The following is a 21,866-nucleotide window of genomic DNA, read 5'->3' as shown; positions in this document are numbered from 1 at the left end:
CGCGCAAAACCACCGCGGGGTCAGCCCCTCAGCGTCTCCTCCAGGGCGCGCGCCAGTGAGGCCGCCTCCGCGCCCGGCAGCGGCGCTCCCTTCGTGCCGGTCACGTAGAAGGCGTCCACGGCGTTCGCGCCGAGGGTCGAGACATGCATGCTCCGTACCCGGACATGCGCGTTCTCCAGGGCCCGCCCGATGCGGTGCAGCAGGCCGGGGGCGTCGTGGGCGCGGACCTCTATGACCGTGGCGTGGCGCGAGGCGGCCGGGGCGACGGTCACGCGGGGCGGCGGCGCGATGGTTCCGCGGCGGCGCGGGTAGGCGGCGTCGCGTTCGGCGAGGCGCGCGGTGATGTCGAGGGAGCCGTCCAGGGCGCGTACGAGGTCGGCGCGCAGGCGGGCGGCCTGCGGCAGGGAGCCGTATTCCGCGGCGACCCGCCAGTTGAGCAGCAGGACCGAGCCCTCGACCCCGTCGGGCAGGTCCAGGGCGCGCAGCTCGGCGGTGCGGACGGTCAGCCGGTGCATGGCGAGGACTCCGGCGACCGAGGGGAGCACGCCGGGCTGGTCCGGGACCGCGATGAGCAGTTCCACACCGAGTGGTTCCGGGTCCTCCGGGTCGGAGGTGGGCTCGGTCTCGGTGTCGACCGGTTCCGTCTGCGCGCGCAGGGCCAGGACGGGCCCGCCGGTGCGGCACGCCTCGATCGCGAGCCGTTCCTGCTCGGCGGTCGGCGCGGCGGCCTCGGGCTCCTCGGGAGCGTCCCCGGCGAGGACGGCCGCGACCCGTTTGACCAGGTCGGCGACGAGGGAGCCGCGCCAGGAGGACCAGGCGGCGGGCCCGGTGGCCAGCGCGTCCGCCTCCGTGAGCGCGTGCAGGAGTTCCAGGGTGCCCTGCGATCCGACGGCCTCGGCGACCGAGCGGACGGTGGCCGGGTCCTCCAGGTCACGCCGGGTCGCTGTGTCGATCAGCAGCAGATGGTGGCGTACGAGGGTGGCGAGCACCGCCACGTCCGTGCGGTCGAAGCCGATGCGGGCGGCGACGTCGCGGGCGATGATCTCGCCCGCGACGGAGTGGTCACCGGGCCAGCCCTTGCCGATGTCGTGCAGCAGCGCGGAGACGAGCAGGAGGTCGGGGCGGCCGACGCGGCGGGTCAGTTCGGAGGCCCGGACGGCCGTCTCGATGAGGTGGCGGTCGACGGTCCAGATGTGGACGGCGTTGCGCTGCGGCCGGCAGCGCACCCGCTCCCAGTCGGGCAGCAGCCGGGTGATCAGCCCTTCCGCCTCCAGTGCCTCCCAGACCTCGATGGTCGGGCGGCCCGAGCCGAGCAGTGTGACGAGCTGTTGGCGGGCCTCGGCGGGCCAGGGCGTGGGCAGCGGGCGCGCGGCGGCGGCCATGCGCCGTACGGCGTGCAGGGACAGCGGGAGATCGGCCTGCGCGGCCGCGGCGGCCGCGCGGAGCGGGAGCACGGGGTCGCGTTCGGGCCGCGCGGTGCGGGCGAGCCCCACCTCGCCGTCCTGTTCGACCACGCCCTCGGCGAGGGGGGACCGCTCGGCGACCGGTTTGCCGCCGCCCAGCATGGCGCGCAGCCGCGGCCGTACGGCACGCGACCGCAGGACGCGGCCCACCTCACGCCAGGTGACGTCACTGGCGTACGACACGACGCGCGCGGCCTCGTAGACCTGGCGCAGCAGGGTGTCGGCGTCCAGCAGTCCGAGTTCGGCGGCGACCTGGTCCTGTTCCTGGAGGGCGAGGCGGTCGGTGGCGCGCCCGGTGGCGAGGTGCAGGGCGTCGCGGACGTCCAGGAGTCTGCGGCGGGCGTCGGAGAGGCCTTCGCGGGGTGCGTCCGCGAGCCAGGACGCGGCGACGGCGCGCAGTGCGGTGGCGTCGCGCAGTCCGCCGCGGGCTTCCTTCAGGTCCGGTTCGAGGAGGTACTGGAGTTCACCCTGGCGCTCGGCGCGCTCCGCGCACAGCTCCTGGAGTTCGGGCAGCCGTTTCGGGGCCTGGTTGCGCCAGTCGGCGAGGACGGCCGTACGCAGTCCGGCGGTGAGGCCGAGGTCGCCCGCGAGGTGGCGGGCGTCGAGGAGGCCGAGCTGGACCTTGAGGTCGTCGGCGGCGGTCTTGCGGGCCTCGGCCGGCGTACGGACCGAGTGGTCGAGGTCGAGGCCGAGGTCCCAGACGGGGTACCAGATGCGGTCGGCGAGGGCGGCGACGGCGCCGGAGTCACCGCCGTCGTGCAGGAGGAGCAGGTCGAGGTCGCTGCGGGGGGAGAGCTCGCCGCGGCCGTAGCCGCCGACGGCGACGAGGGAGACTCCGCGCAGGCCCTCGGATCCGGCGGTGAACAGGCCGGTCAGCCAGTCGTCCGTCAGTTCGGCGAGGGCGGAACGGCGCGGCGGCCCGGACCGCGCCCCCTCTTGGAGGAGGCGCAGCCGGGCCGCCGCATAGCCGCTGGGTCCCGAGTCCTCTGCTTCCACTCGCGTGTCCGTACTCGTCACCCAGCGACTCCTGTCTTTCTTCTTGCGGGCCGGTCCGGTCAGAGCGCGTCCGGGCCGCGCTCGCCGGTCCGGACCCGGACGGCCGTATCGACCGGGATGGACCACACCTTGCCGTCACCGATCTTGCCGGTTCGGGCCGCCTTCACGACGATGTCGATGAGCTGCTCGGCGTCGTCGTCCTCGACCAGCACCTCTATGCGGATCTTGGGGACGAGGTCGACGGTGTACTCGGCACCGCGGTAGACCTCGGTGTGCCCCCGCTGCCGACCGTAGCCGCTCGCTTCGGTGACCGTCAGTCCGTGAACCCCGAAGGCCTGCAGGGCCTCCTTGATCTCGTCGAGCCGGTGAGGCTTCACGACGGCGGTGATGAGCTTCATGCGTCCACCTTCTTGGCATCCGCGTCGGCCGGGGCGGGCGCGGCGGTCCGGGCGGTGCCGCCGCCGGCACCGCTGAAGTCGTATGCGGTCTCGGCGTGCTGGGCCTGGTCGATGCCGGAGATCTCCTCGTCCTCGGTGACCCTCATGCCCATGGTCTTGTCGATGAGGAAGGCGAGGATGGCGGAGACGACCAGGGAGTAGCCGAGGACGGCGAAGACCGCGGCGCACTGCTTCCAGAACTGGGTCAGGCCGCCGCCGTAGAAGAGGCCCTCGGCCGTGGACTGGCCCTTGCCGCTGGCGAAGAAGCCGATCAGCAGGGAGCCGATGACACCGCCGACGAGGTGGACACCGACGACGTCCAGGGAGTCGTCGTAGCCGAACCGGTACTTCAGGCCCACGGCCATGGCGCACAGGAGACCGGCGACGGCGCCGACGGCGATCGCGCCGAGCGGGGAGACACAGCCACCGGACGGGGTGATGGCGACCAGACCGGCGACCGCGCCGGAGGCGGCGCCCAGCGTGGTGAACGCGCCGTGCCGGATCTTCTCGTAGATGAGCCAGGCCAGCATGGCGGCCGCCGTGGCGACCTGTGTGTTGACGAACATCAGCGCGCCGACGCCGTCGTCGTTGCCGAGCCAGGAGCCGGCGTTGAATCCGAACCAGCCGAACCACAGCAGACCGGAGCCGAGCATCACCAGCGGAAGGCTGTGCGGACGCATCGGGTCCTTCTTGAAGCCGACGCGCTTGCCGATGACCAGGATCACGCCGAGCGCCGCGGCACCCGCGTTGATGTGGACCGCCGTACCACCGGCGAAGTCGATCACGCCGAGGTCGAAGGCCCAGCCGCCCGTGCCCCAGACCCAGTGGGCGACCGGGAAGTAGACGAGCGTGGCCCACAGCGTGATGAAGAGCGACCACGCGGTGAACTTCACTCGGTCCGCGAGAGCACCGCTTATCAGCGCGGGTGTGATGATCGCGAACATCATCTGGAAGACCATGAAGACGAACACCGGGATGGTGTAGCCGGGCCAGAGCTCCGTCAGGCCGATCTTGCTGAGGCCGACCCAGTCGGAGGTCCAGCCGATGAACGATCCCTTGTCCGTGCCGAAGGCGAGGGAGAAGCCGTACAGCACCCACAGGATGGTGATGATCCCCATGCTGATGAAACTCATCATCAGCATGTTGAGGGTGCTCTTGACGCGGACCATGCCTCCGTAGAAGAAGGCGAGGCCGGGCGTCATGATGAGCACCAGGGCGGAACAGATGAGCATGAACCCTGTATTGGCAGCAGACAGCTTAGGTGCCTCTGCGGCAAGGGTGATGGCTGGTGCCATCGGCGTCTCCTCGTCGTTGGTACGGCCCCGTGCGGGCGAAGCCTGAGTGGTCGTGAGGGGTGGGCCGGTTATGCGCCATGAGATTGACGCAGCGCCGTTTCCGTGGAAGCCCCTCGATGTTTCGCACCAGTGACGAAGGCGCTTTGCGTGTTACGCATTCATGAACTGCCGGATTGCGGTCGAACCGATCGTTATCGTGACGCAATCTCCGGCGGAGCGCTCGCGACCTCTTCGACGAGGACCGCGGCGACCACCGTGCGGAGCATCCCCGCGGTGACCAGTCATGTCCGCGAGAACGCCGATGGCCCGGGCCGCATACAGCGGAACCGACCACGGCCGGCCGTCCGATGACCTGGCATGGGGGAGCCGAGTCGGGCAGTTCGGGACGACCGGCCGCAGCCGGGGCTCGGGGCGCGGCCGCCGGGCGGCCGGATTTCAGACAGCCTCGGCGGTCTCGGGCAGGTCGACGGCGAGCTGGTCGGTGAGGTCGATGACCTCCGCGAGGTCCCCGAAGTCGCGGACCGCGGTGTCGACCGTCTTTCGGATACGAGTGTTGACGCGCTCCGAGCGCACCTTCTTGCCGATCCTCAGGGCTTCCTTGGCCAGGACCGCACCGCGCTCGGGCTCACGCTGCAGGAGGTGCACGGTGGCCATGCCGATGAGGTTGAGTGCGTACGAACGCTGGTGCTCGGAATCCTTGCCGAAACGGTCGACCGCCTGCTGCATCAGCGGTTCGGCCATGGAGGCGTACGTGGGGCTGCGCCCGGCGACATAGGCGAGGTCGCGGTAGGAGTGCGAATTCTCGCCGTACAGCTCGGCCTCGGAGAAGAAGCGGATCCAGTCGGGGTCCGGGTCGTCCCACTCGTGCACGTCGGCGAAGGTGTCCTCGGCCATCCGGACGGCCCGCTTGCACTTGCCGGGCTGGCCCATGTTCGCGTAGGCGCGGGCCTCCATCGCATACAGCATCGACTGGGTGCGCGGGCTCGCGCAGTCGCGGCTTCCGTACTGCGCGAGATGGATCAGTTCCAGCGCGTCCTCGGGCCGCCCGAGGTGAATCATCTGGCGGCTCATGCTGGACAGGACGTACGAGCCGAGCGGTTTGTCGCCCGCCTCCTTCGAGGCGTGCAGGGCGAGCACGAAGTACTTCTGCGCGGTGGGCTGGAGGCCCACGTCGTAGCTCATCCAGCCCGCCAGCTCGGCCAGTTCGGCCGCGACCTTGAACAGGCGCCTGCCGGTGGCGGCGGGCTGCGGCTCCTGGAGGAGGTCCGTCACCTCGTGCAACTGGCCGACGACCGCCTTGCGGCGCAGTCCGCCGCCGCACTGGGCGTCCCACTGACGGAACATCACGGTGGTGGACTCCAGGAGGTCCAGCTCCGGCTGCGAGAGCCGGCCGCCGCGGCGGGTCGAGGCCGGCGGTTCGGGTTCCTCGTACGACGCCATGGGCGTGGGGACGAGCCAGCGCTGCATGGGCTCGATGAGGGCCGGGCCCGCGGAGAGCGCCAGCGAGCTGCCGAGGAAGCCGCGCCGCGCCAACATCAGGTCGCTGCGCGAGTATTCACTGATCAGCGCGACCGTCTGGGGTCCGGTCCAGGGCAGGTCGATGCCGGACACGGAGGGTGCCTGGTGGGCCGCGCGCAGACCGAGGTCCTCCACGGCGACGACACAGCCGAACCGCTCGGAGAACAGCTCCGACAGGATCCGCGGGATCGGCTCGCGCGGATTCTCCCCGTCCAGCCAGCGGCGCACCCGCGAGGTGTCCGTAGAAATGTGGTTGGCACCCAACTGGCGGGCCCGGCGGTTCACTTGACGCGCCAGCTCGCCCTTCGACCAGCCGCTGCGCACGAACCACGAGCCGAGCATGTCGTTGGGGCGCTTGTCAGCGTTTGTCCCGCCTCCGCCGTTGCCGCCCACTGGAACGCCCCCACTCCCCGAGACCACTTGCCGCCGCTCTGCGCCAAGCCCTATCAGAATGCCCGTAATACGGCCGCGCGTCCGGCAGTTCTCACCCTTCGAACGGGAAGCCGGCTTGCCCTTGGCATACCCACGAGTACAGACAACCCCTGGACTCGTGCACACAAAGTAATCCTACGATCACGCGCCCAACCATGGCGATCCGTGAAACGCCACCATTCGCCACCCCTTCGAATGAACTCCGGTCGCCCTGCTCGCGATTCACTTGACACAGAACGGCCAAGGGTGGGCGGAGAGGTGCACTCCAGGGCGCACGAAACCGAGCGCACCACCCCGCACACCACAAGGCGCCGCCTGGATCGCGCGATATCGGGCAGCCAGGAACAGAGGGTGACAATCCGGTTCCGTCACGTAACCACCGGCGCATCGGACCCGTTGGAGGGGGCATGGGCTTCACGATCGGCAGTAGTCGGGCGATGCGCGACATCCGGACCGGCGCTCGTCGCCGCGGCCGCTCGTCGGAGGGCACCGCCGTGGCCGCGTTCACCGGACTGTGGGGATGGGATGTGGTCCCCGGTGCCCGAGCCGCCGCGGGGGCGTGCTCGTGCGGCAGGGCCGACTGCGCGGCACCGGGTGCGCACCCGCTGGGCTTCGCCCCGACGATCCGGGCCGGCGCGACACTGAACGAGGCGACCGGCATCTGGTCCGAGTTCCCGGGTGCCGCGGTGATGCTTGCGGTCGGACGGGCGTTCGACGTGATCGAGGTGGCCGAACCGGCGGGGCGCCGCGCGCTGGTCCGCCTGGAACGCATGGGCCTCCCCCTCGGTCCGGTCACGGCCACCGCGGACGGCCGCGCCCAGTTCTTCGTCTCCCCCGGTTCCGCCGCCGAGCTTCCCGAGCTCCTCTACCGGATGGGCTGGGACGACGCCTCCCTCGACCTGCACGGCCTGGGCCCCGGTACGTTCATCACCGCCCCGCCCTCCGACCGCGCGGGACTCGGCCCGGTCCGCTGGCTGCGCTCCCCCGCCCTCGACTCCGCCACGAAGCCGCCCCCGGGCCGGCTGCTGCTGGGCACACTCGCCTACGTGGCACACCGTTCGCGGGCCTGAGGATCCATCCGAGCCTGCCCGCACGGGTCCGTCCGCCGCCTCTTCGCCCCGTGGCGGCGGACGCCGTCTGCGGCACGAACCGCACAGGACGAAGCGCCCGCCCCCGACAGTTCTGTGGGGGCGGGCGCTTCTTCGGGTACCTACGCGTTCACGCGGGTGGTCACTCTCCGATAAGGGCGTCAACGAACGCCTCCGGCTCGAACGGCGCCAGGTCGTCCGCGCCCTCGCCGAGCCCCACCAGCTTGACCGGGACGCCCAGCTCACGCTGCACCGCGATGACGATGCCGCCCTTCGCCGTACCGTCGAGCTTGGTCAGCACGATGCCGGTGATCTCCACGACCTCGGCGAACACACGCGCCTGGACCAGACCGTTCTGGCCGGTGGTCGCGTCGAGGACGAGCAGCACCTCGTCGAGCGGAGCGTGCTTCTCGACGACGCGCTTGACCTTGCCGAGCTCGTCCATGAGGCCGGTCTTGGTGTGGAGCCGGCCCGCGGTGTCGATGAGGACGACGTCCGCGCCCTCTTCGATGCCCTCCTTGACCGCGTCGAACGCGATCGAGGCGGGGTCGCCGCCCTCGGGGCCGCGGACGGTGCGGGCGCCCACGCGCTCGCCCCAGGTCTGGAGCTGGTCGGCCGCGGCGGCGCGGAAGGTGTCGGCCGCGCCCAGCACGACGTTCTTGCCGTCGGCGACGAGCACGCGCGCGAGCTTGCCGGTGGTGGTGGTCTTGCCGGTGCCGTTGACGCCGACGACCATCACGATGCCAGGGGTGTCGAGGTTCGAGTCGGTCTTGACCGTGCGGTCGAACTCCGGGACGAGCAGCGTGAGCAGCTCCTCGCGCAGCAGGGTGCGCAGTTCGACCGGCGTCCGGGTGCCGAGCACCTTCACGCGCTCGCGCAGCCGCTCGACCAGTTCCTGGGTGGGCTGCACTCCGACGTCGGCGACGAGCAGCGTGTCCTCGATCTCCTCCCAGGTCTCCTCGTCGAGGTGCTCGCGCGAGAGCAGCGTGAGCAGCCCCTTGCCGAGCGCGTTCTGCGAGCGGGAGAGCCGGGCGCGCAGGCGCACCAGACGGCCGGCGGTCGGTTCCGGGATCTCGATCTCGGGGACGGCCGGAGGTTCCTCGACGACGACCGACGGGGCGGCCGATCCGTCGGGAAGATCTACTTCCTCTATGGTGCGGCGTGGTTCGTCGCGTGGCGCCTCCGCCTCGTCGCCGACGTGCGGTTCGGCCGGAGGCGCGGTGATGTCGGGGGCGGCGGGGGGCGGCGGGGGCAGCTGCTTCCGCTTGCGACTGCCGACGACGAGCCCACCGAGCGCGCCGATCACCACCACGGCGATGACTACAGCAAGGATGATGGTTTCCATAACAGACCCAGTATGGCGTGACCTCCCGCCCGAACCGTTCGTTGCCCGCGCGGGGCCGCATGTCCCGCCGGCCGGGCCGGTCCGCCGCCAGGCCCCGCGTCGGCCGGAAAGCCTCTCAGAGGCACAGTGACAACGGGTCCGGCACGCGAGAGCCATGTCGGGTCCGGTAGATGAGAGCCGCGTCGGGTGTGGTGCATGAGCCGCGTCGGGTGCGCGCGGCGCGGCCGGGGCGTGCCATGGCCCCTGTCGCCGACCGTGCCATGCCCTCGCCATCGACACCAACGGGGCTCCGGCCTCGCGGCGCCGCCGGCGTCGTACGTACGTGCTGCCGCCCAGGCCCGCGGTGGCGCCCGGAGCGCGGCCCGGCTCGGGCGGCGCTTGAAAGGTTCCGCGCCTATGGTCGTCTGACGCATCGTCAGCTACCGTCCCCCTCCACACACGAAGGGGGGCTCCCCATGCCCGTAACGGTCGTGCGCTTCAACCTCGTCGAACCCGACGCCACCCCCGCCTCGCTCAGTGCCCGCTACCAGGCCGCCGTCGAGATGGCCACGTACGCCGACGACCGCGGGATCACCACGGTGCAGACCGAGGAGCACCACGGCGTCGCCAACAACTGGCTGCCCTCGCCGTTCGCCTTCGCGGGCGCGGTCTTCGGGGCGACCCGGCGTCTCGCGGTCACCGTCTCGGCCGTCATCGGCCCGCTGCACGACCCGCTGCGTCTCGCCGAGGAGATCGCCGTACTCGACCTGCTCAGTGGTGGACGTCTGGTGACCGTGGCCGGCATCGGCTACCGGCCCGAGGAGTACGCGCTCTTCGACGTCGACTGGAAGCGGCGTGGCGAGCTCCAGGACGAGCTCCTGGAGACGGTGCTGAAGGCGTGGACCGGCGAGGAGTTCACCTATCGGGGCCGCACGGTACGGGTCACCCCGCGTCCGTTCTCGGACCCGCATCCCCTGCTGCTGGTGGGCGGTTCCTCCAGGGCGGCGGCCAGGCGCGCCGCCCGGCTCGGGCTGCCGTTCTTCCCGAGCGCGCACCTGCCCGAGCTGGAGGCCTACTACAAGGAGCGGCTCATCGAGTACGGCACCGAGGGCTGGACCATGATGCCCGGCGCCGAGACGCCGCTGCTGCACATCGCCGAGGACCCGGACCGGGCCTGGGCCGCGTACGGCTCCCACTTCCTGCACGAGGCGCGGACGTACGCCTCCTGGCAGTCCGGTGACATCCGCTCGGCGGTGAAGTCGGCGGCCACGACGGTCGAGGAGCTGCGCGCCGAGGGCGTCTACCGCATCCTCACGCCCGACCAGTGCGTGGCGCAGGGCCTCGACAACCTCGTCCTGCATCCGCTGTCCGGCGGGATGCCCGTGGAGGAGGGCTGGCGCAGCCTGCGGCTGTTCTGCGAAAGCGTGCTGCCCCGGCTCGAGTGACCTCACGGTCCGAGCCGGGGCAGCACGCCCTCTTTACGAGTACGAGGAGAGGGGCAGCGGGGACTTGGCCCTTCTCCCCGAGTTCCGGGGAGTCACCGCGGCGCGCGAGGAGCCGCCGGTGACGTGGGCGGCTAGCCCATCTCCTCCAGGGTCTTGCCCTTCGTCTCCTTGACGAACTTGAGCACGAAGGGGATGGAGAGCACGGCGAAGAATGTGTAGATCACATAGGTGCCGGACAGGTTCCAGTCGGCCAGCGACGGGAAGCTCGCGGTGATGGCCCAGTTGGCGATCCACTGCGCGGAGGCGGCGACACCGAGCGCGGCGGCACGGATGTGGTTCGGGAACATCTCGCCGAGGAAGACCCAGACCACGACACCCCAGGAGAGGGCGAAGAAGAGGACGAAGACGTGCGCGGCGATCAGGGCGACCCAGCCCTGGGTGGCCGGCAGCTTGCCGTCGACCAGGTCGTAGGAGAAGGCCCAGGCCTCCGCGCCGAGACCGATGGCCATACCCACCGAGCCGATGAGGGCGAGCGGCTTACGGCCGATGCGGTCCACGAAGATCATGGCGATCACGGTGCCGACGATGTTGATGATCGACGTGGTGAACGAGTAGAAGAACGAGTCCGTCGGGTCGACGCCGACCGACTGCCACAGCGTCGCGGAGTAGTAGAACGCGATGTTGATGCCGACGAACTGCTGGAAGACCGAGAGGCCGATGCCGACCCAGACGATCGGCAGGAAGAGGAAGCCGCCGCCGAGCAGGTCCTTGAAGGTCGACTTGTGCTCGCGCTTCATGGCGTGCTCGATCTCGGCGACGCGGGCGTCGAGGTCGATCTTGTCGCCCTCGACCTCCTTGAGCACCTCACGGGCACGGTCCCTGCGGCCGACCTCGAGCAGGAAGCGCGGCGACTCGGGGATGGCGAAGGAGAGCAGACCGTAGAGGACGGCCGGGATGACCATGACGCCGAGCATGACCTGCCAGGCTTCCACGCCCAGGAGCTTGCCCCGCTGCTCGCCGCCGGCGGCGTTCAGGATGGCGTAGTTGACCAGTTGCGAGATGGCGATGCCGATGACGATCGCGGCCTGCTGGAACGAGCCGAGCCGTCCGCGGTACGCGGCCGGGGAGACCTCGGCGATGTAGGCGGGACCGATGACGGAGGCCATGCCGATGGCGAATCCGCCGACGATGCGCCAGAAGGCGAGGTCCCACAGCGCGAAGGGCAGCGCCGAGCCGACGGCGCTGATGGTGAAGAGCGTCGCGGAGATCTGCATGCAGCGGATGCGGCCGATGCGGTCGGCCATGCGGCCGGCGGACGCGGCGCCGATGGCGCAGCCGATCAGGGCGATGGCGATGACCTGGGCCAGGGCCGCGGAGCCGACGTTGTAGCGGCTGCGGATGGCCTCGACGGCGCCGTTGATCACGGCACTGTCGTAGCCGAACAGGAAGCCGCCCATCGCGGCCGCAGCCGCGATGAAGATGACATGCCCGAGATGTTCGGGGTGAGCCAACTTGGCTTCTGACTTAGGTGCCTGCGATGCGCTGGTCACGTAAAACTCCTCGGGCCACCGGCCTCGCTGCCGGGGGTGGGGGGCGAAACCCTTCGCTGGTGGTACCAGTGGCGCACATGTTCACGCGGGCCACCACCTGAAGGTAAAAGCAACGTCGGAGAGACTATGCCTTCAACTTTCGAAGTCAAAGTTGGAGGGATGTGAACTTCCATGGCAGATGTGACGTAGTTATGTTCAAGACTTGAACATCCGGTACCCGAATGGTCCATCAAAGGCCACCTTGCGCACCGCGTCGCACGGTCACTGAGCCGGGTCCAGACGGCGGAATCCGCAGCGTGTCGGCTTGCTCGAGGCCGACCGCACGGGCGATCGGGCCCGTCGACATCTCCGGCTCGGGCGGCGGCCGCGGGGACCGTCGCGGCGCGCGGATCCTGAACGGAGCGCACGGGTGTGACACGCGGAACACCCGCGGAACACCGCGGACACGCCTACGGGGTGCGCCCGCTCCGACACCGTCCCCGCCGTGTTTCGCGTTGCCCGTAGCGGCCCGAGCGGCGAGGATCCGGTCATGCCGCCCACGACGGTCGTCAACCTCAAGGGTCACCGCGACGATCCCGCGTACGCCGATGTGGTGTACGTCGGCCGCGCCATGCACCGGGGCGGCTGGCACCTGGCCGGGTCCCCGCTGGCGAGCCCGTTCCGTCCGGGCCACGACGGCACCCGGAAGGAGGTCGTCGAGATGTACCGTGCCCATCTGCTGGCGCGTCCCGAGCTCCTGGCCCGGCTCCCGGCCCTGCGCGGCCACCGGCTCGGCTGCTGGTGCGTACCCGAGCTCTGCCACGCGGAGGTGATCGCCGAACTCGCCGACGAGGGCGTCGGCGAGAACCTCCCCACCCCCGACGGGGCGTAGGTCAGCCCTACGGCATCGGGCAGGCTTGAGGCACGGACACGGGCGGGCGCGGGCGCGGGCGCACCGGGAGCATGTCAGGGAGCGCCCTCGGGCACGTACGACCGCGCGGACGCGGACACGGAGGCGTCACCGCAGCCGCTGGCTGATGACCTTCGACACGCCGTCGCCCTGCATGGACACGCCGTACAGCGCGTCGGCGACCTCCATCGTGCGTTTCTGGTGCGTGATCACGATCAGCTGGGAGGCCTCCTGCAGCTCCTGCATGATCCTGATCAGCCGCTGGAGGTTGGTGTCGTCCAGCGCGGCCTCGACCTCGTCCATCACGTAGAACGGACTGGGGCGCGCCTTGAAGATCGACACGAGGAGCGCGACGGCGGTCAGCGACCGCTCGCCGCCGGAAAGCAGGCTGAGCCGCTTGACCTTCTTGCCCGGCGGCCTGGCCTCCACGTCGACACCCGTGGTGAGCATGTTGTCGGGGTCGGTCAGGATGAGCCGCCCGTCCCCGCCCGGGAACAGCCGGCTGAAGACGCCCTCGAACTCCCGGGCGGTGTCCCGGTACGCCTCGGTGAAGACCTGCTCGACGCGCTCGTCGACCTCCTTGATCACCTGGAGAAGGTCGGCGCGCGTCTTCTTGAGGTCCTCCAGCTGCTCACTGAGGAACTTGTGGCGCTCCTCCAGCGCGGCGAACTCCTCCAGAGCGAGCGGATTGACCTTGCCGAGCTGCTGGTACGCGCGTTCGGCCGACTTGAGCCGTTTCTCCTGCTCGGCACGGTGGAACTGCCGGGGCTGGTTGCGCGGGTGCTCCGGATCCTCGGGCAGTACCTCGCCCTCGGCGGGCAGCGACGGCGGTACGAGCTGATCGGGGCCGTAGTCCGCGACGAGGCCCGCCGGCTCGACGCCGAGCTCGTCCAGCGCCTTCGCCTCCAGCTGCTCCATGCGCATCCGCTTCTCCGCGCCGAGCACCTCGCCCCGGTGCACCGAGTCGGTGAGCTTGTCGAGCTCGGCCTTGAGATCGCGGCCCCGGCCGCGCGCGGCGACGAGCTCCTGCTCGCGGTGCGCCTTGGCGCTGTCGGCGGCGGTGCGCTCCGCCTCGGCCCGGCCGAGCGAGACCTCGACGTGCGCGAGCAGCTGCCGGGCACCCGAGGCGACGGCCTCGGCGACGGCCGCCTCGTGACGCAGCCGCGCCCGGCGCTGTTCGGCACGCGCGCGTGCCTCGCGTTCTGCGCGGGCGGCCCGGTCGAGCGAGTCGGCCCGTCCCGCGAGGCCCTTGACCCGCTCCTCGTGCGTACGCACCTGTAGCCGGGCCTCCATCTCCGTCTGCCGCGCGTTGGCGCCGTCGGCGGCGAGCCGGTCCCGTACCGAGGTGTCCGGTTCCTCCTCGACGGGCATCTCCTCGGCCACGGCGAGCCGTTCGGCCAGCTCCTCGGCCTCCTCCACGGCCCGGTCGAGCGCCTCCTGCGCACGGGCGGCGGCCGCGGTGCTGCGCTCCGCCTCGCCCGCGGCGCCCCGCGCCTGCCCGGCCAGCCGTCCGAGCCGCTGCGCGACCGACGACTTCTCCCGCTCGGCGGCCCGTCGCCGCTCCCCCAGCTCCTCGACGAGCGCGGCCCGCTCCGTGCGCCGCTCGGCCGCCAGCCGCTGGGCGTCGGTCAACTCCTCGCAGCGGACGGCCAGTTCCTCCAGCTCGGCCGCGGCCTCGTCCACCGAGGCCTGCACTTCGAGCAGACTGGGCGCCCCGGCGGACCCGCCGTGCGCGAAGTGCGCCCCGAGCAGGTCGCCCTCGGCGGTCACCGCGGTCAGCGCGGGCCGCGCGTAGACCAGATCCTCGGCCTCTTCGAGGGTCCCCACGACGACGATCCCGCGCAGCAGCCGGCGGACGGCCGGCATCAGATCGGCGGGACCCCGGACGAGATCGGCGGCGTACGACAGCCCGTCGCTCCGCTCCCCGGCCCTGTACCTGTCCTGGTCCTGGTCCGGGTCCGGGTCCTGGTCGCCGCCCTGGACGCTGCCCTGGTCCCTGTTCTGGTCCTGGTTCTGGTCCTGGTCCCTGTCGTGAAGGGGTACGGCGGTGGAGGCGCCGTCCGACGGTCCGGCTTCGGCGCGGGCTTCCTCGGGTGCTCCGGCGAGCAGCAGCGCCGCGCGGCCCGCGTCCTGCTTGCGCAGCAGACGGATGGCCTCCGCCGCCGAGGCGGGCGTGGTGACCGCGACGGCGTCCGCGGCCGCGCCGAACGCGGCGGCGAGCGCGACCTCGAAGCCGGGGGTGACCGACAGCAGTCCGGCGGCGGGACCCAGTACGCCGGTGAGCCGGTCCGCGGCGCCGAGCAGGGCTCCCGTGCCGTCCTTGCGGCGCAGGCCGAGGGCCAGCGCCTCGCGACGGGCCTGGGTGGCGGCCCGCTCGCGTTCGGCCGCGGTGGCCGCCTCGCGGGCCGCGCTCAGCGTGGCCTCCGCGTCGGACAGCGCCCGCCTGGCCGCCTCGTGCTGTTCGGCGAGGTCGGCGTCGCCCGCGTCGAGACCGTCCACCTCGGCCTTCAGCTGCTCGTACTCCTCCTGGGCGGTGACCGCGCGTTCCTGGGCCTCGTCGCGGGCGGCGGCGAGCCGGTCGATCTCGGCCTGCGCGGAGGCGGCGCGTGAACGGGCCGCGTTGACTTGACCGTTGAGGCGGGCGAGGCCCTCCCGGCGGTCGGCGATGGCGCGGGCCACGTCCTTGAGGCGGCGCTCCTCGACGGTGAGTTCGCGCTCCAGTTCGGCGCGGTGTGCGACGGTGTCCTCCAGGGCCCGCTCGGCCGCCTCCAGGGCCGCTTCGAGTTCGGCCTCCTGCTCACGGACGCGGGCGGCCTCGCGCTCCATGTCCTCGGGGTCGCGTCCGCGCCGTTCCTCGGCGGGCACCGAGGTGGCGCTCTTCACGCGCGCGTCGGCCAGCGAGACGGTGCCGCGGACCCGCTCGGCGAGCTGGGAGAGTTCGTACCAGGTCTGCTGTGCGCGCTGCAGGCGCGGCGTGAGCTGCCGTACCTCGTCCTCCAGCAGGGCCTCCCGCTGGAGCGCCTTCTTCAGCTCGGCCTCGGCGGATTCCTTGCGTTCCTTGAGCGCGGCCTCGTCGGCGATCTCCGACTGGAGCGCCCCTCGCAGGCGTACGAGGTCGTCGGCGAGCAGGCGCAGCCGGGCGTCGCGCAGGTCGGCCTGGATGACGGCGGCGCGGCGTGCCACGGCGGCCTGCCGGCCGAGCGGCTTCAGCTGGCGCCGCAGTTCGTCGGTGAGGTCCTGGACGCGGGCCATGTTCGCCTTCATCGCGTCCAGCTTCCGCAGCGCCTTCTCCTTGCGCTTGCGGTGCTTGAGGACTCCCGCCGCCTCCTCGATGAAGGCGCGGCGGCCCATCGGGTCCGCGTGCAGGACGGAGTCCAGCTGGCCCTGCCCGACGATGACGTGCATCTCCCGGCCGATGCCGGAGTCGGACAACAGCTCCTGGATGTCCAGCAGTCGGCACGTGTCGCCGTTGATCTGGTACTCGCTGCCGCCGTTGCGGAACATGATCCGCGTGATGGTGACCTCGGCGTACTCGATGGGCAGGGCGCCGTCGGAGTTGTCGATGGTGAGTGACACCTCGGCACGGCCGAGCGGCGGGCGCCCGGTGGTGCCGGCGAAGATGACGTCCTCCATCTTGCCGCCGCGCAGCGACTTGGCCCCCTGCTCACCCATGACCCAGCTGAGGGCGTCCACGACGTTGGACTTGCCCGAGCCGTTGGGGCCCACGACACAGGTGATGCCCGGCTCGAACCGCAGGGTGGTCGCGGAGGCGAACGACTTGAAGCCGCGCAGGGTCAGGGCCTTGAGGTGCACGCCGCTGGACTCTACCTTTCGGGCCGGTCTCACTCCATGAACGCGCGGTTTCACCCATGAACGCGCAGGGCACACCAGACGTTAAAGAGGGGGAGCGGTGCTCGGGGGAAAGAAAGAAGGGACGCCTGAGGGCGTCCCTTGCAAATCTGACAACTTAGCGGTTGATTCGGGCTGCCCAACCACTGCTGTCGTGGTGCGGTGCAGTGATCAGGTGAGCGCAGGCTCCGCCTGGGGTACGTCGATGCTCTCGAGAAGCGAGTCGTGAGAAGCGGCAGCCGCGAGCGCGTCGTTCTCGGCCTGAATCCGTACGAGCTCGGATTCGAGGTCCTGGACGCGCTGCTGGAGCCGTCGCATCTCGGCAATGAGTCGCGGGTCGGAACCGCCGACGTAACCGAGAAGCGCCTTTGCCATGATGGATGGTCCTCCACACTGAGTGACCGACCGAAGCGGTGTGGGTCGTGAGGGAATCGCACCCGCGATGCTTGACACTGCTGATGTCCTGCTGCCGTTCCACATGCCAAACAGCTAGGGTGCGCGGGGCTTTCAGCGTCTCACCAAAAAGTTTGACGGTCAACACGATCACGCCCTGCATCGGCGGGCAACCCACTGTCGCGCGGCTTCTGAAACGGCGGCGCGACGACTCCTGCGGGGCCCTCAGGGCGTCGAGATCATCGTTACCTCGGGAGCCTGCCACTTCGAGCCGTTCTTGGCAACCACCAGGCCGTTTCCGCTACTGACGGGTGCCGGTGGCATACGCCATGCCATCTTTCCGGGGCATCGAGGCCGTCATCGTCACCGGATGGCGAAGCCGTCGTAGATCCCCCGGGGCGTGTCCCAGATCTCAGTGACTCCGTCGACCCGGCCGGGCGTGTCGTCTCCCTGAAGCCAGTCGAGCAGACCCTGACAGCCGGCCCGGGAGCCCTCCGCGACCACCTGGACCCGTCCGTCGTCGAGATTGAGAGCAAAACCACTCAGCCCGCCGATCTCCAGCGCCCTGGCCCGCGTAAACCAGCGGAAACCCACACCTTGGACCCGTCCGCGCACCCAGACGACCAGCCGCACAACCTCGTTCATGGCTGCACGCTAACCGGACAATGTCACGTGGAGCACATCCTCCCCTTGCGCCATGGGGTACCGTCCCGACCCAATGAGTCTCACTAGAAACTCACTCTTTCGGGTGAGGTTCAGGTGAGAATCGCTGACTCAAGATCGAGGAAGGCCCAAGAGATGGGACGCCACCGACGCTCCGACGCCGGCCGCGCCGCCACAGGGCGCGCCACCGGAGTCACAGATACGAGCGGTGCCCACACGGAAAGCTACGGCCCGGAGAACCTGTACGGCTACGCGGCCGTCGCCGACCTCCCGTCCGCGGCCGCCAACCGCTCGCACCGCAAGCGGAAGGGTCCGAGCCCGGTCAAGACGGGACTGCTCGGCGTCTCGGCGGCCGTGGCCCTCGGCACCGTGGCCGTCGCGGCCGGTGTCGTGCCGGGCAGCGACAACTACTCGCTCGGCGCGCTCGGCGGTGGCGGCAACAAGTCCGACAGCGTTCAGGCCGTGGGCTCGCCGTCCAGTGGGAACACCCAGCAGGGCGGCACCTCGGGCAGCGCGGACTCCCGCGACGACACGTCGACGAGCCGTGGCGCCAATCGCGCGGCCTCGCCGTCGGCCGCCCCCTCGGCCCCTTCGACCTCGACCTCCTCCTCGCCGTCGGCCGCTCCGACCACGGCGCAGCCGCCGAAGGTGCCGACCGCCAAGCCCACCGACGAGGCACCGGCGCCCGAGGCTCCGCAGCCCACCCAGACCGCCACCGAGGCGCCGGTCACCACCTCCCCGGTGAACGTGTCCGCGGAGGCCGTAGCCGAGGCCGAGGTGCTCAAGCTCGTCAACGACGAGCGCGCCAAGGTCGGTTGCAGCCCGGTTGCCGCGAACAGCGCGCTGTCGGACCTGGCCCAGACCTTCAGCGAGGACATGGCGGCGCGGGACTTCTTCGACCACACCGACCCGACCGGGCTCACCCCCTGGGACCGTGCGGCGAAGGCCGGGATAACCAGCCTCGGCGGCGAGAACATAGCCCGCGGCCAGGCCGACGCGGCCGCCGTCATGGACGCCTGGATGAACAGCCCCGGTCACAAGGCCAACATCCTGAACTGCGACTTCAAGACCCTCGGCGTCGGAGTCCACTTCGCCACGGGCGGCCCTTGGTGGACGCAGGACTTCGGCTACTGAGCCAACCGCAGGTCAGAGGGCTAAGCACCCTCCTGGGCCGTGTCCGGGCCGCCGTGCGTGGAATCTTCATCCGTGAAGACGCCATCCACGGCGGCCCGAGTCCGTTTCCCGCTCGACGGCATCAGGCGCGCGTACGTCCGCCGGCCTGGGTGCCCATCAGATCGCGGCGAGTTTGTTGAGCAGGTGGCCCAGCTCTGCCGGCGCCTGAATGTGGGCCAGGTGGCCCTGGCCAGGGAGTTCGTGGACTTCGGCGTGCGCGACGTACTGCCGCACGTGGTCGAACGATGTTCCGTAGGGGGCCGTGCCGCGATTATGCCGGCCGATGATCAGGTCGGCTTGATCTGCCTGCTGTGCCATCAGATCCGGAGGTGGCTCCGCGTTGAGGGCGCTGAGTTCGGCGTACAGCGGTCCGCTCAATCGACGCAGTGTCGCCCAACTGTGGGGATCGGCCCGAAGGCCGTCGACATGTGCTGCGGAGAAGCCGGAGATCTGCCGATTGACGATCTCGACGCAGCGATCCCAGTCCGCCGTCTCCTCGGCGACCTTCAGGTCCGGCAGTGCATGGCGTCCGAACGGTCGCATCACCGGCTCGTAGGCGATCACTTGGGGAATCGGGCGCTCGTTGGCGGCCAGCAAGGTGATCAAGCCGCCGTAGCTCCAGCCGAAGAGCGTCCGCGCGCCGCCGAACTCGTCAAGGACCACGCCGAGGTCCTCGATCTCTGTCCGCAGCGAGTAGGAGTTGGTCAGAGCCCCCGAGGGGGCGCGGCCCCGGCGGTTTACGACTACCACCGAGGGCCAGGCGTCGACGGAGCCCGCAACGTGGCGCCACGTGTGCGCGTCGCTCATCACGCCGGGGACGACGACGAGGCCCGGAGCATCCGGCTCCCCGTACACATCGACCGTCACCCAACTGTCCCCGCCGGCCGGCAGCCTCTTCTGAATCGTTCGCTCCATAAATTTATTATGGAGCAAACGATCTACAATGCAAGCGTGACCGAACGAAACCGTGGACGACCACGAGCCTTTGACCGTGACCGCGTGGTCCTTGATGCAGCTCGCCTCTTCTGGCGACGCGGCTACTCCGGCACCTCGACCCGCGCCCTGACCGCGGCCCTCGGTCTGTCCACCTCCAGCCTCTACGCCGCCTTCGGCAGCAAGGCTGGACTGTTCGAGGAAGCGGTTCGGACCTACGCCGAGCGGTACCGCGAGATCTATCAGCAGGCTGTCGCCGAGAACGACATCCTGACCGTGATCAAACGCATCCTCGCCGACTCGGTGCACGAGTTCACCCAGCCAAGCGACACACACCCCGGCTGCCTCATCAGCAGTGCCGTGATGAGCGACAGCACGAGCACGCTCGACACCAGCGCCTACGTCGCCGAACTGCACAGCTCGAACGAGCAGGCCCTCCTCGCACGCATCGAACGAGCGATCCAAGAAGGGGAACTAGCCGCCGGCACCAACGCAGCGGTCCTGACCGGGCTCGTCCAATGCGTCTGGCACGGATTGTCAGTGCGATCCAACGGCGGCACATCTCGCGAGGACCTGCTCGCGACAGCGCAACTTGCTCACCATCTGATCTGCCGACAACTCACGTCACCAGCGTCCTGACCCGCAACACCTGGAAGTGCCCTCCGTTGGACCGGTAAGCCAGGCTCCGGATGGGAGCCAGGCGACCGGCTCAGGCATCGTCCTGGGTAGCTCGGTACGCCTCACCGAGTCCAGGCACGTTCGAGGGTCTCGATGGCGGCTGGGCTGGCGCCGCACTCTTCGAGGTGGTCGCGCCGGCCTGGTCGGCCCGCTCGGGGGGTCGGCCGTGTGCAGTACCTCCGGGGGTGCCGCGCGTGTGTGCGCACCTCGGAAGTGAGACCAGTACGCCAAGTGCCCCAAGTTCCCCAGGTACGCCAGGTGTTACGCGAGGACGCGACGCTAACCGGCAGTTAGTGCGACCCTCCGGGTAGCGCTGTGGCTGAGTATGCTGGTCGAATGGAATCGTCCGGTCAGATCACGGAACGCGCCGGAAGTGACGAGAGCACCGTGTGCGGCGGCAAGGACCTCGCGTACGACGTGTTCGCCCGCGGCTGCCCGTCCCGGGGCACGCTGGAGAACGTCACCGGCCGCTGGGGCTCGCTCACGCTGGGGGCGCTCCACGACGGCACGTTCCGGTTCAACGAGCTGCGGCGCCGGGTCGACGGCGTCAGCGAGAAGATGCTCTCCCAGACCCTGCACGCGCTGGAGCGCGACGGTCTGGTGCACCGCGACGCGCGGCCCACGAACCCGCCGCGCGTCGACTACACCCTCACGCCGCTGGGTCGCGAGGTCGCCGAGCGGCTGCTGGACCTCATCACCTTCGTCGAGGGCCGCATGGACGACGTCCTGGAGGCTCGCGGGCGCTACGACGAGACCCGCGCGGCCCACCGCGAGGCGTAGCGGGTCGGACCGGAGGCGGCGCCCGGGGTGTCAGCCTGCTGGGCGGGGTGCCCGCTGGCAGCGCGGGCAGAAGTAGCTGGAGCGGTTCATCCAGGCCCGCCGGCGGATCGGCGTCCCGCAGCGGTGACAGGGCTCCCCTTCGCGCCCGTACGCGTCGAGCGAGCGGTCGAAGTAGCCCGACTCGCCGTTGACGTTGACGTACAGGCTGTCGAAGCTGGTGCCGCCGACGGCGAGGGCGTCGTTCATGACGTCGCGGATGTGACCGAGGAGCTCCGCGGTGCGCGGCCGGGTCATGGTTCCTGTCGGGCGTTCGTAGTGCAGCTTGGAGCGCCAGAGCGCCTCGTCCGCGTAGATGTTCCCGACGCCGCTGATCAGCGACTGGTCGAGCAGGGCGCGTTTGACCGTCGTGCGGCGGGCCCGCAGCGCGGTGTGGAACGCGGCGTCGTCGAAGAGGGGGTCGAGCGGGTCACGGGCGATGTGCGCGATGACGTCGGGAAGGCCGTCCGGGGTGTTCTCGTGCAGCGACAGCCCGCCGAACGTGCGCTGGTCGACGAAGCGCAGCTCGGTGCCCCGGTCGTCCTCGAAGCGGATGCGGATGCGCAGGTGCTTCTCCTCGGCGGCGTCCTGCGGCTGCACGAGCAGCTGGCCGCTCATGCCGAGGTGCGCGAGCACGGAGAACGGCGAGTCGTCGAGCGGCAGCCACAGGTACTTGCCGCGGCGCATCGCCTCCCCCACCCGGTGACCGGCGAGCGCCTTCGCGAAGTCGTCGGACCCAGCCAGGTGCCGCCGCACGGCCCGCGGATGCCGTACGTCCACCGACTCCACGACCCGGCCGGTGACCCAGCGCTCCAAGCCCCGCCGCACGACTTCGACTTCGGGCAGCTCGGGCACGGGACTCCTCCTGAGGGGCGGGCTGAGCGGATGATGCCGGAAGGGTACATCGCGCCCGCCGGCGGCCGT

At 70.6% G+C, this 21,866-nt stretch carries 17 protein-coding genes; 6 read left to right on the top strand and 11 right to left on the bottom strand.

The window, feature by feature from the left end:
• Positions 1 to 20: 20 nt before the first annotated feature.
• From ACFYW8_RS27500 to ACFYW8_RS27485, 4 genes are all read right to left on the bottom strand, one after another.
• Positions 21 to 2,480: a [protein-PII] uridylyltransferase gene (locus ACFYW8_RS27500; RefSeq protein ID WP_389081691.1), complete on the bottom strand. Its 2,460-nt coding sequence runs from the start codon at positions 2,478 to 2,480 to the stop codon at positions 21 to 23.
• 38 nt (positions 2,481 to 2,518) lie between these two features.
• Positions 2,519 to 2,857: a P-II family nitrogen regulator gene (locus ACFYW8_RS27495; RefSeq protein ID WP_261708276.1), complete on the bottom strand. Its 339-nt coding sequence runs from the start codon at positions 2,855 to 2,857 to the stop codon at positions 2,519 to 2,521.
• Positions 2,854 to 4,191 (bottom strand): ammonium transporter, encoded by a 1,338-nt coding sequence (locus ACFYW8_RS27490; protein WP_365873241.1) that lies wholly within the window; start codon positions 4,189 to 4,191, stop codon positions 2,854 to 2,856. Before ACFYW8_RS27490 ends, ACFYW8_RS27495 begins: the two co-directional genes overlap by 4 nt.
• Positions 4,192 to 4,626: 435 nt before the next feature.
• On the bottom strand, positions 4,627 to 6,102 hold the full coding sequence (locus tag ACFYW8_RS27485) for a hypothetical protein (RefSeq protein ID WP_389081680.1): 1,476 nt from the start codon (positions 6,100 to 6,102) through the stop codon (positions 4,627 to 4,629).
• 446 nt (positions 6,103 to 6,548) lie between these two features.
• Between ACFYW8_RS27485 and ACFYW8_RS27480 the strand changes: the two genes are divergently transcribed.
• A complete protein-coding gene (locus tag ACFYW8_RS27480; protein ID WP_365873237.1) occupies positions 6,549 to 7,211 on the top strand; it encodes a bifunctional DNA primase/polymerase in 663 nt (220 codons plus the stop codon).
• Positions 7,212 to 7,371: 160 nt separating this feature from the next.
• On the opposite strand, the gene ftsY is transcribed toward ACFYW8_RS27480, so the two are convergent.
• Positions 7,372 to 8,574, bottom strand: a complete 1,203-nt coding sequence (ftsY, locus tag ACFYW8_RS27475; RefSeq protein ID WP_389081674.1) for a signal recognition particle-docking protein FtsY — start codon at positions 8,572 to 8,574, stop codon at positions 7,372 to 7,374.
• A gap of 455 nt (positions 8,575 to 9,029) precedes the next feature.
• Here ftsY and ACFYW8_RS27470 point away from each other — a divergent pair, with 455 nt between their 5' ends.
• Positions 9,030 to 9,998 (top strand): LLM class flavin-dependent oxidoreductase, encoded by a 969-nt coding sequence (locus ACFYW8_RS27470; RefSeq protein WP_389081670.1) that lies wholly within the window; start codon positions 9,030 to 9,032, stop codon positions 9,996 to 9,998.
• 131 nt (positions 9,999 to 10,129) lie between these two features.
• Here the strand turns inward: ACFYW8_RS27470 and ACFYW8_RS27465 are convergent, their stop codons facing one another.
• A complete protein-coding gene (locus ACFYW8_RS27465; RefSeq protein WP_365873230.1) occupies positions 10,130 to 11,548 on the bottom strand; it encodes a sugar porter family MFS transporter in 1,419 nt (472 codons plus the stop codon).
• Positions 11,549 to 12,077: 529 nt separating this feature from the next.
• On the opposite strand from ACFYW8_RS27465, the gene ACFYW8_RS27460 reads away from it, so the two are divergent.
• Positions 12,078 to 12,419: a DUF4326 domain-containing protein gene (locus ACFYW8_RS27460; RefSeq protein ID WP_389081662.1), complete on the top strand. Its 342-nt coding sequence runs from the start codon at positions 12,078 to 12,080 to the stop codon at positions 12,417 to 12,419.
• A gap of 126 nt (positions 12,420 to 12,545) precedes the next feature.
• Here ACFYW8_RS27460 and ACFYW8_RS27455 read toward each other — a convergent pair whose 3' ends face one another.
• The 3 genes from ACFYW8_RS27455 to ACFYW8_RS27445 all read right to left on the bottom strand — a co-directional run bounded on the left by ACFYW8_RS27455 (position 12,546) and on the right by ACFYW8_RS27445 (position 17,324).
• On the bottom strand, positions 12,546 to 16,250 hold the full coding sequence (locus tag ACFYW8_RS27455) for an AAA family ATPase (RefSeq protein ID WP_389081657.1): 3,705 nt from the start codon (positions 16,248 to 16,250) through the stop codon (positions 12,546 to 12,548).
• A 207-nt stretch (positions 16,251 to 16,457) separates the two neighbouring features.
• Complete coding sequence (locus ACFYW8_RS27450) at positions 16,458 to 16,661, bottom strand: hypothetical protein (RefSeq protein ID WP_028802434.1); 204 nt, start codon at positions 16,659 to 16,661, stop codon at positions 16,458 to 16,460.
• Between the two features lie 381 nt (positions 16,662 to 17,042).
• Entirely contained in the window at positions 17,043 to 17,324 is a 282-nt protein-coding gene (locus ACFYW8_RS27445; RefSeq protein ID WP_389081651.1) for an acylphosphatase, read from the bottom strand.
• A gap of 153 nt (positions 17,325 to 17,477) precedes the next feature.
• On the opposite strand from ACFYW8_RS27445, the gene ACFYW8_RS27440 reads away from it, so the two are divergent.
• Positions 17,478 to 18,476, top strand: coding sequence for a CAP domain-containing protein (locus ACFYW8_RS27440; protein WP_389081646.1), 999 nt, complete (start codon positions 17,478 to 17,480; stop codon positions 18,474 to 18,476).
• A gap of 156 nt (positions 18,477 to 18,632) precedes the next feature.
• Here ACFYW8_RS27440 and ACFYW8_RS27435 read toward each other — a convergent pair whose 3' ends face one another.
• Positions 18,633 to 19,430, bottom strand: coding sequence for an alpha/beta fold hydrolase (locus tag ACFYW8_RS27435; protein WP_389081641.1), 798 nt, complete (start codon positions 19,428 to 19,430; stop codon positions 18,633 to 18,635).
• A gap of 36 nt (positions 19,431 to 19,466) precedes the next feature.
• Between ACFYW8_RS27435 and ACFYW8_RS27430 the strand changes: the two genes are divergently transcribed.
• On the top strand, positions 19,467 to 20,087 hold the full coding sequence (locus tag ACFYW8_RS27430) for a TetR/AcrR family transcriptional regulator (protein WP_389082090.1): 621 nt from the start codon (positions 19,467 to 19,469) through the stop codon (positions 20,085 to 20,087).
• A 375-nt stretch (positions 20,088 to 20,462) separates the two neighbouring features.
• Positions 20,463 to 20,906: a helix-turn-helix domain-containing protein gene (locus ACFYW8_RS27425; RefSeq protein ID WP_365873219.1), complete on the top strand. Its 444-nt coding sequence runs from the start codon at positions 20,463 to 20,465 to the stop codon at positions 20,904 to 20,906.
• A gap of 30 nt (positions 20,907 to 20,936) precedes the next feature.
• Here the strand turns inward: ACFYW8_RS27425 and mutM are convergent, their stop codons facing one another.
• The gene (mutM, locus tag ACFYW8_RS27420) at positions 20,937 to 21,797 is read right to left on the bottom strand and encodes a bifunctional DNA-formamidopyrimidine glycosylase/DNA-(apurinic or apyrimidinic site) lyase (RefSeq protein WP_389081636.1); all 861 of its coding nucleotides are present in this window, start codon (positions 21,795 to 21,797) and stop codon (positions 20,937 to 20,939) included.
• Positions 21,798 to 21,866 lie beyond the last annotated feature (69 nt).

This window comes from Streptomyces sp. NPDC002742, assembly GCF_042888885.1.
Classification (GTDB): domain Bacteria; phylum Actinomycetota; class Actinomycetes; order Streptomycetales; family Streptomycetaceae; genus Streptomyces.
This window is presented reverse-complemented; position numbering and strand designations above follow the sequence as displayed.

Bases quoted from the DNA above. Each gene is read 5' to 3' on its own strand.
- ACFYW8_RS27495 (WP_261708276.1), bottom strand. From the start codon at position 2,857: ATGAAGCTCATCACCGCCGTCGTGAAGCCTCACCGGCTCGACGAGATC.
- ACFYW8_RS27490 (WP_365873241.1), bottom strand. From the start codon at position 4,191: ATGGCACCAGCCATCACCCTTGCCGCAGAGGCACCTAAGCTGTCTGCT.
- ACFYW8_RS27480 (WP_365873237.1), top strand. From the start codon at position 6,549: ATGGGCTTCACGATCGGCAGTAGTCGGGCGATGCGCGACATCCGGACC.
- ftsY (WP_389081674.1), bottom strand. From the start codon at position 8,574: ATGGAAACCATCATCCTTGCTGTAGTCATCGCCGTGGTGGTGATCGGC.
- ACFYW8_RS27470 (WP_389081670.1), top strand. From the start codon at position 9,030: ATGCCCGTAACGGTCGTGCGCTTCAACCTCGTCGAACCCGACGCCACC.
- ACFYW8_RS27460 (WP_389081662.1), top strand. From the start codon at position 12,078: ATGCCGCCCACGACGGTCGTCAACCTCAAGGGTCACCGCGACGATCCC.
- ACFYW8_RS27450 (WP_028802434.1), bottom strand. From the start codon at position 16,661: ATGGCAAAGGCGCTTCTCGGTTACGTCGGCGGTTCCGACCCGCGACTC.
- ACFYW8_RS27445 (WP_389081651.1), bottom strand. From the start codon at position 17,324: ATGAACGAGGTTGTGCGGCTGGTCGTCTGGGTGCGCGGACGGGTCCAA.
- ACFYW8_RS27440 (WP_389081646.1), top strand. From the start codon at position 17,478: ATGGGACGCCACCGACGCTCCGACGCCGGCCGCGCCGCCACAGGGCGC.
- ACFYW8_RS27435 (WP_389081641.1), bottom strand. From the start codon at position 19,430: ATGGAGCGAACGATTCAGAAGAGGCTGCCGGCCGGCGGGGACAGTTGG.
- ACFYW8_RS27425 (WP_365873219.1), top strand. From the start codon at position 20,463: ATGGAATCGTCCGGTCAGATCACGGAACGCGCCGGAAGTGACGAGAGC.